This window comes from Neorhizobium sp. NCHU2750 (assembly GCF_003597675.1).
In the GTDB taxonomy this organism is placed as follows: Bacteria; Pseudomonadota; Alphaproteobacteria; order Rhizobiales; family Rhizobiaceae; genus Neorhizobium.
This window is the reverse complement of record NZ_CP030833.1, coordinates 1-16037: the sequence shown is the minus strand read 5'-3', so window position 1 is coordinate 16037 and position 16037 is coordinate 1. Positions and strand designations below refer to the sequence as shown.

At 59.7% G+C, this 16037-nt stretch carries 16 protein-coding genes and 1 tRNA gene; 5 read left to right on the top strand and 12 right to left on the bottom strand.

From position 1 onward, the window contains the following. Nucleotides 1–59: 59 nt before the first annotated feature. The 6 genes from NCHU2750_RS30265 to NCHU2750_RS30240 all read right to left on the bottom strand — a co-directional run bounded on the left by NCHU2750_RS30265 (nucleotide 60) and on the right by NCHU2750_RS30240 (nucleotide 4158). On the bottom strand, nucleotides 60–359 hold the full coding sequence (locus NCHU2750_RS30265; protein WP_119945322.1) for a hypothetical protein: 300 nt from the start codon (nucleotides 357–359) through the stop codon (nucleotides 60–62). Further along, entirely contained in the window at nucleotides 356–1087 is a 732-nt protein-coding gene (locus NCHU2750_RS30260) for an AAA family ATPase (RefSeq protein ID WP_119945324.1), read from the bottom strand. The genes NCHU2750_RS30265 and NCHU2750_RS30260 overlap by 4 nt, the downstream gene beginning before the upstream one ends. Before the next feature lie 137 nt (nucleotides 1088–1224). Then, entirely contained in the window at nucleotides 1225–1455 is a 231-nt protein-coding gene (locus tag NCHU2750_RS30255; RefSeq protein ID WP_119945321.1) for a WGR domain-containing protein, read from the bottom strand. Further along, a complete protein-coding gene (locus NCHU2750_RS30250) occupies nucleotides 1452–2006 on the bottom strand; it encodes a recombinase family protein (protein WP_119945323.1) in 555 nt (184 codons plus the stop codon). Before NCHU2750_RS30250 ends, NCHU2750_RS30255 begins: the two co-directional genes overlap by 4 nt. A gap of 86 nt (nucleotides 2007–2092) precedes the next feature. After that, nucleotides 2093–2647: a TetR family transcriptional regulator gene (locus tag NCHU2750_RS30245; RefSeq protein WP_119945320.1), complete on the bottom strand. Its 555-nt coding sequence runs from the start codon at nucleotides 2645–2647 to the stop codon at nucleotides 2093–2095. An 8-nt stretch (nucleotides 2648–2655) separates the two neighbouring features. Then, the gene (locus tag NCHU2750_RS30240; RefSeq protein ID WP_119945319.1) at nucleotides 2656–4158 is read right to left on the bottom strand and encodes an MFS transporter; all 1503 of its coding nucleotides are present in this window, start codon (nucleotides 4156–4158) and stop codon (nucleotides 2656–2658) included. A 573-nt stretch (nucleotides 4159–4731) separates the two neighbouring features. On the opposite strand from NCHU2750_RS30240, the gene NCHU2750_RS30235 reads away from it, so the two are divergent. Next, nucleotides 4732–5484, top strand: a complete 753-nt coding sequence (locus NCHU2750_RS30235; protein WP_245480587.1) for a hypothetical protein — start codon at nucleotides 4732–4734, stop codon at nucleotides 5482–5484. Nucleotides 5485–5628: 144 nt separating this feature from the next. Here the strand turns inward: NCHU2750_RS30235 and NCHU2750_RS30230 are convergent, their stop codons facing one another. Together NCHU2750_RS30230 and NCHU2750_RS30225 are read right to left on the bottom strand one after the other, a co-directional pair. Then, the gene (locus tag NCHU2750_RS30230; protein WP_245480586.1) at nucleotides 5629–6231 is read right to left on the bottom strand and encodes a hypothetical protein; all 603 of its coding nucleotides are present in this window, start codon (nucleotides 6229–6231) and stop codon (nucleotides 5629–5631) included. A 464-nt stretch (nucleotides 6232–6695) separates the two neighbouring features. Continuing rightward, nucleotides 6696–6770 (bottom strand) — tRNA-Gly (locus NCHU2750_RS30225). 1636 nt (nucleotides 6771–8406) lie between these two features. On the opposite strand from NCHU2750_RS30225, the gene NCHU2750_RS30220 reads away from it, so the two are divergent. Together NCHU2750_RS30220 and NCHU2750_RS30215 are read left to right on the top strand one after the other, a co-directional pair. Next, complete coding sequence (locus tag NCHU2750_RS30220) at nucleotides 8407–9306, top strand: phage integrase N-terminal domain-containing protein (protein ID WP_119945317.1); 900 nt, start codon at nucleotides 8407–8409, stop codon at nucleotides 9304–9306. Further along, entirely contained in the window at nucleotides 9303–9596 is a 294-nt protein-coding gene (locus tag NCHU2750_RS30215) for a hypothetical protein (protein WP_119945316.1), read from the top strand. Before NCHU2750_RS30220 ends, NCHU2750_RS30215 begins: the two co-directional genes overlap by 4 nt. On the opposite strand, the gene NCHU2750_RS30210 is transcribed toward NCHU2750_RS30215, so the two are convergent. Together NCHU2750_RS30210 and NCHU2750_RS30205 are read right to left on the bottom strand one after the other, a co-directional pair. Further along, entirely contained in the window at nucleotides 9593–10189 is a 597-nt protein-coding gene (locus NCHU2750_RS30210; protein ID WP_119945315.1) for a hypothetical protein, read from the bottom strand. The two genes, NCHU2750_RS30215 and NCHU2750_RS30210, sit on opposite strands and share 4 nt — an antisense overlap. A gap of 7 nt (nucleotides 10190–10196) precedes the next feature. Then, entirely contained in the window at nucleotides 10197–11219 is a 1023-nt protein-coding gene (locus NCHU2750_RS30205; protein ID WP_119945314.1) for a MobA/MobL family protein, read from the bottom strand. Between the two features lie 252 nt (nucleotides 11220–11471). On the opposite strand from NCHU2750_RS30205, the gene NCHU2750_RS30200 reads away from it, so the two are divergent. After that, the gene (locus NCHU2750_RS30200; protein WP_162939875.1) at nucleotides 11472–13568 is read left to right on the top strand and encodes a type IV secretory system conjugative DNA transfer family protein; all 2097 of its coding nucleotides are present in this window, start codon (nucleotides 11472–11474) and stop codon (nucleotides 13566–13568) included. Here the strand turns inward: NCHU2750_RS30200 and NCHU2750_RS30195 are convergent. Beyond that, a complete protein-coding gene (locus NCHU2750_RS30195; RefSeq protein WP_119945312.1) occupies nucleotides 13555–13905 on the bottom strand; it encodes an SHOCT domain-containing protein in 351 nt (116 codons plus the stop codon). The genes NCHU2750_RS30200 and NCHU2750_RS30195 overlap by 14 nt on opposite strands. A gap of 307 nt (nucleotides 13906–14212) precedes the next feature. On the opposite strand from NCHU2750_RS30195, the gene NCHU2750_RS30190 reads away from it, so the two are divergent. Beyond that, nucleotides 14213–14470: a biotin/lipoyl attachment domain-containing protein gene (locus NCHU2750_RS30190; protein ID WP_119945311.1), complete on the top strand. Its 258-nt coding sequence runs from the start codon at nucleotides 14213–14215 to the stop codon at nucleotides 14468–14470. A 499-nt stretch (nucleotides 14471–14969) separates the two neighbouring features. Here NCHU2750_RS30190 and NCHU2750_RS30185 read toward each other — a convergent pair whose 3' ends face one another. Further along, a complete protein-coding gene (locus NCHU2750_RS30185) occupies nucleotides 14970–16037 on the bottom strand; it encodes a replication protein RepA (RefSeq protein WP_119945310.1) in 1068 nt (355 codons plus the stop codon).

The following is a 16037-nucleotide window of genomic DNA, read 5'->3' as shown; positions in this document are numbered from 1 at the left end:
GAGCGAAACGCTAGCTGATTTAGGGGGAATAACCTACCGGCCTGCATGAATTTTCAGCACTACTTTCTGGCATCCAGCAGCTCGGCAATGGCCTCGCAGTACGACATTCCGCCTTTGGCATCGCAGTAGGCCTTGAGCTGGTCGATCACCCGCTTTGGGCCGGTCACGGTGATTTTGTCCTGTGCTTCGACACGGCGCGGCCCCGGCTTGCGACGGGTCGCGGTCTCCCGCGAGACAAACCCCAGTTCGGCGCCTGCCTGCAAGATGTGGTTCATGGAAGGCTTGGCTGGGACGGCCTCGCGGGACTGTTGTGGCAACTGAACGGCGCCGGTTGTTTTTTCTCCAAATCCGTAGCTCATGCGGCGGCTTTCTGTTGCGGCAGGTGGTTGACGACTTCTTGGGTGTATTCGCGGGCGTTCTGAATGGCCGCTTCCAGCGGCTTAAGAACACGCTCCTGTGCTGACGCTGTGCTGGCCTTGACCTCTTCGCGGGCCTGTTCCAACAGCTCACTCAGGAGATAACCCTCGCGGAAAATGCGGGTGAAGGCGGCACGGCGCACAATCGCGGCCCGCAACACGGGAATGTCGTTCGCTTGGGTTTCCTTGCGCACGTCCTTTTCGTCATTGGTCTGGATAGCCGCGTTGACCTTGGTGAACAGCAGGGCGTGGGCTACGGCCTTGTTCATCATCCGGCCGGTGTTTTGCACGAGCTGCACGGCGCGGGCTGCCTGCCGGGCTTCCATGGGAGTTGGCTCAAACGGGATCAGCACCAGGTCGGAGCGACTGATGGCATAGGTGACGAGGTTCGAGGCCGTACCTTCAAGGTCGATAATCAAGTAATCGGCCTTGCCACGGATGTCCTCCACGGTGTCGAGAAACTGCGCTTCGGTGGGCACGGGGCGCACGATGAAGGGCGATGCCCTCCCCTGCTCCGCACGTTGGGCGTCCCACTGCACGATGTTCTGGTTAGGGTCGCAATCCAGAATGGCGACCGTCGCGCCAGCGGCACGGATCTGCTCGGCCAATAGCATGGCCGAAGTGGTTTTCCCCGAACCGCCTTTCGGGTTCGCAAAGGTGATGGTGAACATAGCCGCTCCTTGATTTACGAACGAATCGTAAGCCGCAATGTTAAAATAAGCATTAACTTTGACGTTCGCACTAACTTTAAATCTGACGTTAACATTAGCGTTAAAGTTAGAGTTCGCAGGGGTAAGCCCCTGCAACATCAAATCAATTGATAACCCTTGCGGAGTTTCTGCCGGAGAATCTCCTCGGCAAAGGCCTGCGCTTCCTGCGGGGTGGTGTGATGGGTTTCCCTCACCTGCCCGCCCGTGCCGATGCGCCCCCACTCGCGTACCACCGAACACTCGCCGAATAACGTCGGTTGTACGCTCATGGTGTAGAAGCGCGCCATGTTCCGGCCGGGATCAACGTGGGTGAGGTAAACGGGGGTCATGGTCGGAGCCTCGCAATGGTGCTCTGGCTGACGTTGTAGCTGCGGGCGATAGCGCGCTGCGTCTCATCGCCTGTGGCAAGGCGGGCGAGGGCTTCCCGCTTCTGGTGATCGGTGAGCTTGGTCTTACGGCCGAATTTAACGCCGCGTGCAGTCGCTTCGGCGCGACCGGTGGACGTCCGAGCGCGGATGCGCTGCCACTCCCAGCGGGCGGCCCAGCCGACCCAGAAGAACACCATTTCGGCAAGCTCGGGCGAGGCCGTGGTGTCGATATGTGGTTCGGCCAAGGACTTGAACCCGGCGCCGCTTTTGCGGATGGCATCGAGAATATTCAGGAGGAGGCGAGGGCCACCGCCTAGGCGGTCGGTCGCCACCACGATCAGAACATCGTCGGCCTTGAGGCTCTTGAGGAGCTTTTCGAGCTGGGGGCGGTCTTCTCGCATCCGGCTCTCCTTCTCCTGAAATATTTTCTCGCACCCGGCGGCCTTGAGCTGGGCGAGTTGGGAACGCAGCTCTTGGGCTTCGGTCGAGACGCGGGCATATCCGTAAATCATGCCTCCATAGTGCATCAGAATTTTGCATCAAAAAAGCGAAATCTCACCAGTTGGTTAGTTTTGATGCAAAAGTCATAACTTATGCATCAAACTTGCTTACTGTCGTCGTTCTGTAACAGCTCGTTCAGACGGAGAATGATTTGCTTGCGCAAAGCCGTTGGCAAAGGCCGGGCTGAAAGGGCCTCGTGAACCCAAAGCCCGTCTGCGGCAAGGCGTGCAATGAATTTATCGATCCCGGCCGCATCTTCGATATTTGGAGCGGGCGGCGCCCATCGATCAATGATGTGCTGCCAGAGGTCGCCAAGTGCTTTATTATCAGCATTCTCAAGCATGAGAAGAAGTTCGACCCGCCGAGCGGCCTTGGCGCATACGTTGATGTAGGCTGCATGGCGTTCGGCTTCGGTAGCAGCGTCTGCGGACTTTCCCGCACTTGCCACAAGCTCTTTTTCCCACATGCCTGTAAGGTGTTCATGGGTGGCTTGGATCAATGCCTCGCGTGACGGAAAATGATAGAGAAGCCCCGCTCTTGTCATGCCAGTTTCGACTGCAACCGCATCGAGCGTGACGGGAGTTAACCCGTCACGCTCGATGATCGTTACAATGGCTTCGAGAACTTCATCTCGTTTGCTCGATCTCACCATTGGTTATCCTAGTGCCCCGTTTGATAGGAGGATGATTCCGAACCGGGGCCATAGGCTCGGAGCAGTAAGGCGGTTACTAACGATCCCAAGGCAAGCACGCCAGCGGCTACATACATAACGGTGGTATAGGCGCTATCGAATGCCATGTTGGCTGCCGCCCGCAGGCTCTCACCCTCTGCCCCGGCGATCTCAATCGCCGCTGCCATGCTGTCGCGCGCAAGAGCGGACGCATCCTCCGGCAAGACAACATTGATCGTGTACAAGTAGGCCAAAAGGCTGCCGAGGATCGTCACTGCAAACAGGCTGCCAAACTCGTAGGAGACCTCTTCGACCGAGGAAGCCATGCCTGCACGATGAACCGGTGCATTGCCCATGATTGCCGTTGAGGCAACCGACATACATCCGCCAACACCCGCTCCCATCAACGCTAGACCAAGGATAAGCCAACCGAAGCCGTGGCTGATGCCGTAGGTTGCAACCAGAATTGACAGAGATCCGACAGCCATTCCTCCTGCGATCAGAAACCGTAGTCCGATCACATGCAGGAAAGCACCGCCGAGAATGGCAGTAGGTAGTGAGCCAAGCGCGGCCACCGATACCAGTAGGCCTGCTTGAAGCGGGGTAAAGTCTGCTACCATTTGGAAGCGTTGCGTGGTGGCAAGCTCGACACCCCCAATGGCAAATAGCGAGAAGGCGGCAGCAAGAGTTCCAGACAGGAATGCGTTGTTGCGGAAGATAGAAAAATCCAGCAGCGGGAACGTCATACGGAGTTGACGACGAACGAAGACAATCGATGCAATGACCGCAATGCCAAATGCCACGATAGGCATAACCCATGAGCTGCCCGCGTGCGCCATCTCCTTGATCGCGATTACAAGCGCGGACAGGGCTACCAGCGCCTGAAGCGAGGATACAATGTCCCACGGTGTAGTAGGGTCGCCTGCCACCTTTGGAGCAACGATTAGAGTTGCCGCAAAGGCTATCACTACGACTGGCACGTTGATGAGGAACACGGAACCCCACCAGAAGTGACCAAGCAGGAAGCCGCCAACAATTGGGCCAAGGGCCGCGCCTACGACCGACAACGAACCCCATATTGCGATAGCGATATTGCGCTCACGTTCATCTTCGAATGTCACTCGGATGAGTGCGAGGGTGGCAGGCATCATGGCAGAGGCGCCTACGGCCAAGAAAGCTCGCGCTCCGATAAGAACCTCCGCAGTCGGAGCGAATGCCGCTATCGTTGAGGCGAGGCCAAATAGAGCAAGGCCGACAAGGAACATGCGACGATGACCAATCCGGTCACCAAGAGTGCCTGCGCCCAGCAGAAGGCCCGCCATTACAAGTGGGTAGGCATTGATTATCCAAAGCCCCTGAGTGGCAGTCGCGTGAAGTTCGCGTGTTAGCGTCGGAAGAGCGGTATAGAGTACCGAGTTATCAAGGGTGATAAGCAGCAGACCGGCGCCAACGGTCATGAGCAAAACCCATCTATTCGAGTGAGTAGAGGTCATTTTTTCGCCATTTCGATTTTTAGAAAGCTGCCATTACTTTACTAACTAGTTGGTAAAGTTTCAAGCGTTTTGTTTAAGCGCTTCTCGCCCATGACCGGCAGAAAGGGGCCGAAGGCCAGTAAAAAGCAGGTGCAGGAATCCTCCTGCAACCCTGCCTGACCGGCGAGGTCTAGGGGTAGCAAGGGCAAGGGTTTCAGGCGGCGGGCGCACAAGCGCAGCGCGGAGCCTCGGGAACCGCCCCCTTGCCTGCGCGAGGGGCAAAGCCCCTTAGTTCTGTTCTCGCGATGAGCGATCTTTGTTCACGGTTTGCCAGCAGGCCCTTTTTTGAGCGGGATCAGGGGATGAGAACACCCTGAGGGCCTTGCGTTTCAAGGCTTTCGGCCGGATATCTATATTTGTTCTTCCTTTTAGTAGCACCCAACCTCCTGCTCACCTACGGAGAGACAGATAAACCCGGATCAGTGGAAAGCGTTTCGGAATATCATCGCTACCTCTTGTAGCCTCGATGACCTGCAAACAACGGTCTGGAAAAAGCAGACGGACGTTCTCAAGCAGGCCTATGTCGCGGCGGCTATGATCGCAATCTATGGCGAGCGGGCAGTTTTCGTGGACGGCCGTATCGAAACGAGCCTGATCGAAATGGCAGCGGAAGATGGGAACATCAAAAGGTTCTTCAACCGCCGCTTTCACGACAAGGGCGTTGAGTGGCAACGGTTGGTGTACTTTCAGACTGTCTCAACCCGCAGATGGGGCGAAAAGCGCAAGCGTGGCATTGCCAACCTCCATTTTCACGCCCTGATGATCCTGCCGGAACGGCAGACCAATAAGCAGATCCGCGCCACGCTCGAAACCGTGTTCGGCAAGGCGGGAAACATGGGCAAGCTCCAGTTCAAGATCAGCAAGCCGGATTGGCAGGAATCCTACTCGTTCAACGGCGTCAGGGCCGGAGGGCCAATAGGCAAGATCCTCTATGTCCAGCAGGGCATGGGCGGCACCTTCAACGACCTGCACCTGAACGAAGGAAAGCGCAGCCGCAAAGCGCCGATTGAGCGCCTACGGTGTAACCGGCAGGCCAAGGGCCTTGCCCGAGGCATTCCCTCGAATTTCAATTTCAAGGCCGCGCTTTGCGACCATGTTTCCATGGATGCCGGGCGCCGGGCATTCCTTACGTGGCTTAAGGAAGAACGCGAGCTGGAACGTCAGCGCAAGATGATTGCGGCCCGTGAGCGGGCAGCCTCCGGGGCAAAAAAAGACAGGGCTACCAATGTTGATAGCCCTGCTCGTCTCGTTAATAGACGATCACGTAATGATATCGCATCCCTGTAAAGACCAGCTTTGCATACTGGTTATCCGCGAATGGCAGTCCGAAATGTTCGATTTGAATTAACATGTGAAACTCCTCTGTTTTTTGATCACATGTCTATTTATGAAAATCAGGTTTTTGGGCCTCGTTATGGGCGGCCGGGCACGCTAGACCGGCAAATGCGCCATGAGCGCCTGGTCGAAAATTGACACGCCCGTTTGCGGGTTGCGCACGATGATGGGCGTAATCGGATAGTTGACCGTCGCGTGCGCGGTGATCCATGCGGCGGCGTCTACGGACAGCCACGCGGTGAGATCCAGAATGTCTTGATGAAGCGCAGCGATCGGTTGCGCCAGAATCGGCTCATAGTGGGCGGTGCGGTTTCGCAGCTTACGCAGGTCACGGAGCTTTTGGGCCACGGTCGCACGCTTGAGGCCTTGGGTCTGGAAAATCGGCCGCAGGGTGCCCCAGAGGTGATTGGACGAACGGCCGAACACGGACGTCCAGAACCCAAAGTTCAGTTCCGCCACCATCTGGCTGTGGGTCGCGGCCTTACCGTCACGGAGGAGGATCTGTTGGGCACTGTTGACACACCCTTGCTGGTAGGCCTCGGCCATCACCGCATGGTCGTAGAGCCACCCAGCACCATGGGCTTGGGTCAAGGCCACGTCCACCCTGTTGCGCAATGCCACCTCCAGCATGTGGAGGGCAGCATACAGGTCGGCTGATAGCTGGACGTTGTAGCTGTAGAGGCGCTCACCTAGGGCCACGTTACCTTGTGCCCACCCTAGGTAGGTAGCGAACCGATCAGTAGATAGAATGTCACTCAGGGGCATGGTGTCTGCATTACTTGGGTAATAGGTTAGGGCATTATGTCAGGGATTATCCTTGTAATAGGTAATGCCCTGTGCCATATAGATCATGTATCCCCCGGCTGGTCACTGCTCTGCACACCGCCGGGGCAAGTTTTTTCTGGGGTACTGTTACCCTGAACACTCCCCCCTTTATACCTATGTAGGTGCCAGCTCGTGCAGGCACCATGTACCCTTCCTAGATCCGCAACAGGACACCACCGCTCTGCGGTGAGCTTCTGCAGGGCATTCACTGGATCCCCTGCAGGGGAAGCTTCTATTGCGGCCTAGCACCCCAAGGGTGGGCTACTCCAAAGCCAAGTATCCCCTTGCGCCTCGGCGCGGTCGGTTACAATGGCAAGTGCGACGGCAGGGCCACTATGTGGAGCGCCAGACGGGTTTCGAGCCCGCATCTTCCGGGTAGGAAACCGGACACTCTGCCTTTGAGCTACTGACGCACGGGCAGGGCGCCAACCGGCCGCCAGCCGTAGGGGTCAAGGGGTGCTTTCCTCCGATGGGTGGGGGTGATAGGATTCTGATGGGTAGGAAACCGGAAGGCATCGCTGTTGAAGTGGTGCCTTTTTTCGTTTTCGCCTTATGGCACGCGAGATTCCGCGCATTTCGGTTGGAAAAAATTCCCCCTGATACTCTGATTTCAGCGAAATGGAGCGCGATTAGCCTTCCTAAGTAAAAAACCTATCCGTAAGCGGGTTTTAAGTATTGACAATTTTAGGGGGGGAGAAGCAAGGATAAGGGCGAAGGGGATTTAGGGGATGTGGGATGAGGAATGATGAAGGGGGGTTATCGGATCCGCCTCGTTTTTTATCTTCGCATTTGTGAATAAAAATCCACGTATAAATCCCGAAAAAGAGCGCACCTTAAGAAAAAATGACCATTTCGTGCCGAAATGAGATTTTTTACCTTTGGCTCGATTGACGCCTTCACCTGAAAGGGGTAGCTATCCTCTTGTAAGGTCACGGGTTAGGGTTTCAGTGTGTTGCCCGAATCCGGCTCCGATAGGCGGCGCAGTCAGTGGGATGATGCGTCAATTATGCGGAGAAGCCCCTGTTTCTGGATCTAGACCGGAGCAGGGGCTTGCCCCTCTACCTATCAGCGGCCGTGGGCGCCGCCTTTTCTCATTACACTGACAAGCAAGTTTGCTCCTTCGGTAGCTCGGGGTTGACGTGCGGCGTGGCGGCCAAGACTGGTTAAGGTCAGGTCTAAAGGCCTGACCGTGCCCGGAGGGCATCCAGTCGCCACGCAGCATGTCACCGGCGCGCGGGGCACCGGGTCTATGCGGGAAAGCCGGTCGCGTAGCGAATGGCCGGGACACGCGGCCCGGCCAAAGGCTTGGAGCATCGACACGGGGCAAGCGCCGGGGAACCCCGTGCGGGTATCCGCAAGGCGCGGGATGCAATCCCGCTGCGGCCTTTAGAGCCGCAAGGGCAGGGGTGCGGGGGTTGCAAGTCCCCTGCTGGGTCGCTGGGCGCCCTTTAGGCCCTAAGCGATCCACGGGAGGGTTTGGGAGGGCAACCTCCCATTCGGCCGTTGCACGGCCGACACACGGGCAGGGCACGCCCTAGCCCTGTCACTACCGCATCGCAGGTAGTGACAGGGCGCGCCGCTACCGCTTGCGCCCCTTTGGGCAGGCCGTCGCCACATGTCAGTCAACGGATGAGGGATGGGTACATAAGGGTGTGACGAGGTTCAGCCGAACCTCGTCTGTGCACAGGCACGAAACATCTAAGCCACAACCCCACGGGCCAGAGCTGCCCCTTTTAACCGGAAGGACAACCTCAATGACTGCTGACACCGACGCGCCAGAGGGCGCACCACCCAACCCCCGCCCGCATGTACGGCCCCACGGGCACGACACGGGGGAGCCAAGCTAGGCAACCCATAGAGAGGACGCAACGATGCACGACCGCATGACACAACGGCCCATCATCGGGCGACACGACAGGGAGACTAATCGACCGTAGAAACGGAGATAACAACAGGGAGTATCCGGCCTTTTCCTTGCCTCGGCAAGGGCCTTGAACGCCGCACGCGGCCTCATGGCTGGTCAATAAAACTTACCGAAAGACATGAACCATGGACGACTTGAGCTTTAGCCTGAAAACCCTCTGCACCCGCTCGGGTGAAGGGAGTTTCGGCACCCGTGCGCTGAGGCAGCGGGGCTTGTTGGCCATGGCTGACGATTTGTTGGCGCTCGGGTATCGCCTGCCTGATGCGCGCAGCCTAAAAGGCAAGCATGTGACCGCCCTTGTCGGTCACTGGAAGGCGGGCGGCCTGTCCGACCAAACCATACGAAACCGCCTGACGTGGCTGCGCTGGTGGGCGCACCAGGTCGGCAAGACGGGCCTCCTGCCGAAGGCGAATGACACGTTCGGCCTCGCGGAACGCGGCCGGTTCTCCGGCAATAAGGCCAAGCGCCTCGAGGGCGCGGCACTTGAGCGCGTAGGTGACGCGCGGGTGCGCCTTGCCCTAAAGCTCGAGGCCGCGTTCGGCCTGCGGCGTGAGGAGGCGTTGAAGCTCCGGCCGGGACTGGCTGACAAAGGCGACCGCCTCGCCCTGAAGGCGAGCTGGTGCAAAGGCGGCCGGTATCGCGAAATTCCGATCACGCACGACAAGCAACGCGCTCTCCTCGACGAGGTGCGCGAGCTGGTGGGCGACGGGTCGCTGATAGGGGAGGGGAGGAACTATTTTCAGGCTGTGAAGGCCTACGAAAACCAGCTCCTCAAGGCGGGCATCGGGAATGCCCACGGCTACCGCCATGCCTATGCGCAGTGGCGCTATAAGCAGCTCACGGGCTGGTCATGCCCTGCCGCCGGCGGCCCAACCGTTGACCGCATGACACCCGCGCAGGCGGCGCGCGACCGCGCCGCGCGTTTGGAGGTATCGCATGAGCTGGGACACGGCCGCCTCGATGTCACAGACACCTATTTGGGGCGCCGCTTTGCCAGCACCACCCAACAGGGGGCGGCGGCATGACGGGCACCATTTTGGAGCGGGTCAAGGAAATGACCCGGCAGGCGCTCGAACGCGAAGCGGAGAAACTGCTTGACCTGTCGGCCGTAAAGACGCGGATCTCTGACGCGGCTGGGAACGGATTCACCCACATCACCGTGGCGCCCGAGAAGGCCGTTGACGTGTCGCAGACGGTCGCGGCGAAGGCCACGGCCGAAGCCCTGCGGGCGGAAGGGTTTGGCGTGGAATGGGAGAAACGCCAGCACCCAGATGGGCGCACCTCGCAGGCCCTCGTGGTGCGTTGGACGCTTTAGCGCTCTCGCTCAAAATCCCGGCCTTTTGGGCGCGGTTTCGAGGTCGGTCTCTCGGCCGACCGTTGCGCTCGCTTGGCAAGAGCTTCCTTCAGGGAGAATCCCTTTCCGGCATGATTATGAGGCGCAGGCACGGCGTCAGGAGAGGGACGGTTGATGAGGCGAGACAGGAACGATTGTTTCGGGCCGCCGCCCGCTGGCGGCCGATACCGGTCGCGGGCCTCCTTGTGGCCCCGCTCGGCGCCGCGCAGGCGTCCAGCGCTGTTTTCATGGTCGAGAAGCTGCTCGGGCAGGCGACGGCGCGCCAGCAAGGCCTCGTGTCGCTTGCGGCGGGCACCGCCGCGCAGGCCACCCCGTGACAGCAGACTGCCGGGGCGCCGCCCATAGGCGCGGCTCTTAGGGTCACGGAGCTTGTCGAAAACGGTCTTGTCACCGTGTTTGGCGCGGGCCTTCTGGATGCGGTTCATGGCGCGCTTTGGCGACAGGAACGATTGGCGCATCGTGTCATTGAGACGGCTACGGCTGTTGCGTTCCGCAAACCGTGCTCTTGCCAGTTCGTCCTCGCTCATAGCGAGGTCGCGCTCGTCGACTGACATGCCACCCCTACCGCTCGCGGTCGTCGTCCCTGCCCTTCCGCGTGGGCCGCAGAGGCGGCGCGCGATCGGAAGGCCTGCCCCTACTTTTCGCCAGAAACTCTTTCAATGGCAAGCCCTGTTGTACGGGTGTTTTGGCCGACGGCATGGGCAAACCCTTGTCGGCCTCCTTTTGCGCGCGGAAGGCCTTGAGCTTGTCGCCAAACGACCGGGGCGGCGGCTCGTCGCGCCGTCCGTCCGGAGGGAGGTGCAGGCGGCGCAAGCCGTCCAGCTCCTCCTGTTGGCGGTGAGCGTCCAGCTCGTTCCAATAATCGCGCTCAGTCGGCCGCTCACGGTTATACTCGGCCCGCGTTCGGCCCTTATCAATTGAGGGGTAATCAACGCGTCGGTTGGGAACTTTGGCTCCCGGCCGGTTCCGAAAATTGCGCGGCCGTGACACGGGCCTGCGGCCGTTTTCAGAAGCTGCGCGGTTGCGCGGCCCTTCATGGATTTGCGGCTCGCGGTCGATACCCTGCGCCTTCAGGGTGCGGGCGTCGATGCGCTCCGGCCGTCCTGCGCGCTCTAGAGCGCGGTTGGCATGGTCTTGCCATTTCTCGCGCAGGCGCTGGGTAGAACCGCGTTCGCTCATCCCGAACACACGCTTGCCGGTGGTCGGGTCTTGGTCACGTAGGACAAGGTGGCAGTGAGGGTTGCTGGCATCCCTGCCCTTGTCGTGATGGGCGGCCAGCCATGGCGCCTTGCCACCTGTCACGTCCTCGGCGAAGCCACGCACCAGCTCGTGGCGCTGCTCGGGTGTCAGCTCCTTGGGCAGCGCCAGCATGAGCTTGTCCGCAACGCGCCCATTGGCGCGGCTGCCGTCCTCGGCCCTGTTGAAGAAGTCGCGGGCGCCGTCCTTGTCCACGGGCAAGCGGGCGCCGTCGAGACGGCCTAGAGCCTTTTCACGGGTGATGTAATTCACGTGGGCACCGGTCGTGTACGGCCGCTCCTGCGTGCTTTTGCCGACCGGCTTGTGGTTCAGGCTATAGATTGCCACTCAACGCCCCAGACGGTGGTGGGCGCGGGTTTCGGAACGAAACCCATAAGTGCGCCCTAACAATGCCGCCAAGCTACAAGCCTTCATTAGAAACCGCAAGCGCCTGCCGCCCGTGACCATGGCAACGTCATGGGCCGGGCAAGGGCGCGGTATCTCCCGGCCACCGCTGCGGCGTTGCTTCACCCACCACTGCCTGTTGCATTGCCTACCTGTTTCCCTCCGGCTACCTTCACCTTGGGCATGGGGGTGTTGATGGATTATCTGATTTTAGCGGCGTTCTTCGGCGCCATCTTTCTGGGCGGTTACGCTTATTCCGTAAGCGGCGGCGTCGGCGGGGCTTTGGCCCGCTCGCGAGCGCGTCCCGCCTTACCAGTCTCCGCGGCCAAACCTGCGCCCGCTCCCGCCGCGGCGGGCAATCGGCTGGCGGAAATCGAGGCGTTCCACGCCAACGAGCTGAACGCCGTCAGCCTGACGATTGCAGAGCTGACGCCCGACCTCCTGAAAGAGGTCAGCTTCTTCCGGCTTGCCCGAACCATCTCTGACAAACACGCCCACCTCGACCGGCGCGCTGGTGACGAGGATTACCTCCTCAAGGCGGCAGGATCGATGGAGCGTGACTATCTGCAAGCCTCGGCGGAGCTGGCGCTCAAAGGCGCCGCGTTCCGGCGCACTTTGCGCGACATGACGGAGGCCGAACGAGCCACCCTTCGCCTGACCGACCTATTGGCGGCCGTGGGGCAGATTGACCGCCGCGAGCGGCTGGCGATCTTTACGCCGATTGTCTGGAATGAGGGCAAGGGCCTGATGGTCACAGACGGCCCGTTCAAGTCGGCCGACCTGTTGGCCGAACTACGCCGCACCCTAACGACCTTGATCGAGGGCCACCTCGGCCCGACCGGCGAAGCGACCGAACGCCTGCAACAGGCGTTGCGGGATGCCCTCACCTCTCGCCTTATGACCGCAGAAGAGCGCGCCACCTTGAAACGGCTGCTTGTCACCGGCGCCACATGGATGGCACCAGAGGAGGCCGCCACGGCGCTATGCAGGCATCAACCTCCGCGCCCTTCGGTGCTACGTTTGGGCCGCATAGAGGGTTCGGAATCCGAACTCCTGTATGACCAGAACGAAAGCCTCATCACCTTCGGCCCTCCCGGTCAGGGCAAGAGCCAGACGGTCATGCGCAACCTCCTGACCATGGACGGCGGCGCAGTCGTCCTCGACATCAAGGGCGAGCTGTTCGACCAGACGGCCGTCTGGCGCGCCCGTAATGTCGGGCCGGTCTATAGGTTCGCACCCTCCGATCCGGCCAACTCCATCCATTTCAACCCGCTCGATACCGTGCGCGCGGAGCCGCTGGCTGATGCCTACGAAGATGCCAAAAGCCTCGTGGATCTGCTGATGGTGCCGCAGGAAGTCGGCAAAAAGGATTATTGGGACAAGCGCGGCCTTGATTTGTTGGCTGACGCCATTCTCGACACGGCATTGTTCGAGAAGGACGACCGTACCCTGTCGGCAATTTTTGATCGCCTGTATCTCGAACCCATGGCGCCTGACGGCGCCGATACCGGGATTGCGGGGAGTGAGTTGGAGCTGTGGCTCAACCACCTCGCCCAATCCGGCGTCAAAAAGCTGGAACGCACGGCCAAGGCCGTGCGCTCGATGCCGCCCAAGGTGCGCGAAAGCGTCACGGACACGGCGCGCACGCACATCGACACGTGGCAGGCCCCGCGCATCGAGGAGCTGAGCGCCCGCTCGACCTTCGACCCTATGACGCTGCGCCGGGACAAGGCGACCCTCTATATCTGCATCAGCCTAAAGGAGCTGAAGCAATACACCTCGTTCTTCCGCGCGCTCATAGGACAGACCATCTATGCGCTGTGCCGGGATGAACCCGACCGTAACGCGCCGGTCGTGACGTTCTTCCTCGATGAAATGCCCAAGCTCCATCGCCTTGACCTGCTGGAAACCGCCCTCGACATGGGGCGCGGTTACGGCGTGCGGCTCTGGATGTTTGCGCAAAATTTCGGGCAGCTCGCAGAGCATTACAAGAACCCTGACGGATTCCTGCAAAACAGCCTCGTGCGGCAGTTTATGGGCATCAGCGGCGAGCAAGCCCTGAACCTGTCCAAGCAGTTGGACGAGCGGCACGGCCTGATTGACGGCCAACGCAAGCCGCTCGTGTTCCCACACGAACTGACCGGCGAGGCCTTCCGCGACCTGACCCTGACAATAGCGCAGGGGCACTCCCCTGCCCGCGTGGTGAAGGCCTACGGCTATGCCGAGTTCGCCGACCGTATGGAGTCGGCGAAGGCCTTCGATACCAGCGGCGGGCTGCTCAAGCTTGGCTGAGAAGCTGGCCCTTACGCTGATCGAATTCGGCTTGCGTCAGGTGTCCTGCGTTAAGCAGATCGGCAAGCTTGGCGATTTCATCCGCCACGCTGCGGTGAGCCTCAACAGGCTGCGCCTCGATGAGTGTCGTATCTTCGCGGTTCGCCCTCATGTCGCGGGCGATCTTCCCGGCCGCCATACCCCCCTTAACGGTGGACTTGGTGACTGAGGCGAACCCGGCGAACATCATGCCGCCGCCGATAAAGGCCATGATCGTTCCCGGAATAGCCAGCACGACCGTGAAACACATAAATACCCCGACCAGCATCATGCCGGTGCCAATAACCAACTTACCCATAGTATTCCCCAATTGCCCTCTACAATCGTAGCTTACAAAGCAGCCTGCGGCAGTCAATCGCCAAGGTTGGTGTATTATTAACGCCGTGATTTTCTTGAATGGGGGCTGTCTGCCCCCATACCCCCGAAGGTATTTGAACAAGGGTTAGGCCTGATTTTCGCACTCAACATGAGTTGCACCATGCTCCTGCGTGATTCGGTTCCCGAATCCTGCGTTCGCATTCAACACTCCCCATGCCACCCTACCCTGTGTCCGAGCCTGTGCTTTGCGGTGACAACCATTTGCCGCCTACAAGCTTCGGAACGACATGGAGGCGCTGGAAATGCAGGATTGGTTGGTCGATTGTCTGAAAGCGTGCGCGGCACGCGGCGCTGCCTTTTGGGGGCGCGGCTCATCCGTGAAGACGGCGGATTACGAGATCCATGCACCAACCACCGCCGAGGTCGTTGCGATCATGGCGGCGCTGCACGATCAGCCACCAACCCGGCCATTGCCATGGCCGCAAAAGAATGATTCACTTCATCACACGGTACAGGCTGAGGAGCCGATGACCGTCAAGGGTTAGGCCGCTGGGCATCGCCCAGCGCCTACCATGCCCTCACAACCTCATAGGAGGGCTGTGAGATGGGTTTCGATGTTTTTCCTAGTGTCGGGTCATCAGGAAGAAAGAAACGCCTCAGAGGCCCTTATTTGCCGCCTGCGTTTGTGTCTCCAAAATCCCTTTTCCAAAATTTGAAAAAGCCTCTTTCTGTTATTCTGTAAAAGGGTTTCTGTAGAGAAGCTTTCTGTAAAAACCTTTCTGAATCTTTCTGTTCTATATATAGGCGCGACCTAATCAGCGTGGATTGCGCGACCTAATCAGCGTAGGGGCGCGACCTAATCAGCGTAGCTGGGGGCGAAAGCGCGACCTAATCAGCGTAGGGGCGCGACCTAATCAGCGTAGGAGGGGGTCTAGATACCTGAAAAAGCTGCAAAAAGTTATCCACTGAGCGCGACTTAATCAGCGTAGCTAAATACGCAAAAAGACACGCTTTTCAGCGTTTCACTACCTGATTTTTAGGGGGTTAGGCTTTGAGGGCGCGTTTGGGGATAGCAAGGGCCGAAGCGTCGGCCGCTTCCATCTCCAGCCCCCGCTCGGTGAGCTTCACCGGCAGCTTCGGGAAAATGTCTTTCAGAGCTGCCAAGTCCTGCACCAGCGCGGCCTTGAAGTCGCGATCTCGGGTATAATCCTCCCCGAACTGGCTCTTGAGCGGTTGCCAGTCGAGAACAAGGCGCGTTTGCAGGCGCGTGATGCGGTAAGTAACCCACAACATCAGGTCGAGACGACGAGCCGAATTGGAAAGGGCGCGCAACACGCGCACGTCGATGGGCAGGGCGTGGTTCTTGAGTTCGTTGTAGAAGTCACCGGAAAACGCGATGGTGGTTGGCCAAAGGGATTTCTGGTGGTCGTGGTCGGGGAACCATAGCTCGACCTTCTGCAACGGCTTGACGTCAATCTGGCCGGAACGCTTGCCGTCCCACGTGCTGATTTCCATGCGGCAGGCTGCGAGAGCGCGAAGCTGCTCTTTGAACGGCTCAATATTGCCATTCTTCCCGCCGCGCGGCTCGAACCCCATGTCGCGCATGAAGGCGGACAGGGTTTCGGAGGTTTCCACGATGGGCGAGTTGTTGCGCAAGGCTTCGGTTGACAGGTGCGCCATGATGAGGCGTGCCTTCGGGCCATAAGGCACAGGCTGCTGCACCTTGCGGCCATCGGGCGAGCGGAGCTTGCCTGCGGTCACGGTAACGGCCATGCGTCCTTGGGTGCGTTCGAACTCGGTCACGCCCTCCGGCAGGGCTTTGTAGGGCAGGCCACAAATCGCCAAAGGCGTGGGCATGTACCGCAGGTTATCCGGCGATGGCCCTTCGTTCTCGATAACCTCACGGAAAATCGCCCGGCGGCGCTTCTCGCGCGGCATGGCGGCAAGCTTGGCGGCTTTGGCTTCGTCGGCGGCCTTTTTCTCATCCCGCTTGATCTGCGTGCTGATGAGGCTGCGCACGTAAACGTCGAACACGGGCGACTTGCCCCGCTGCGCCTCAAGCTGGGCGCGCAGGTCGTCGTCGCGAATAAGTGATTCGTCGTTGTGGTTCAT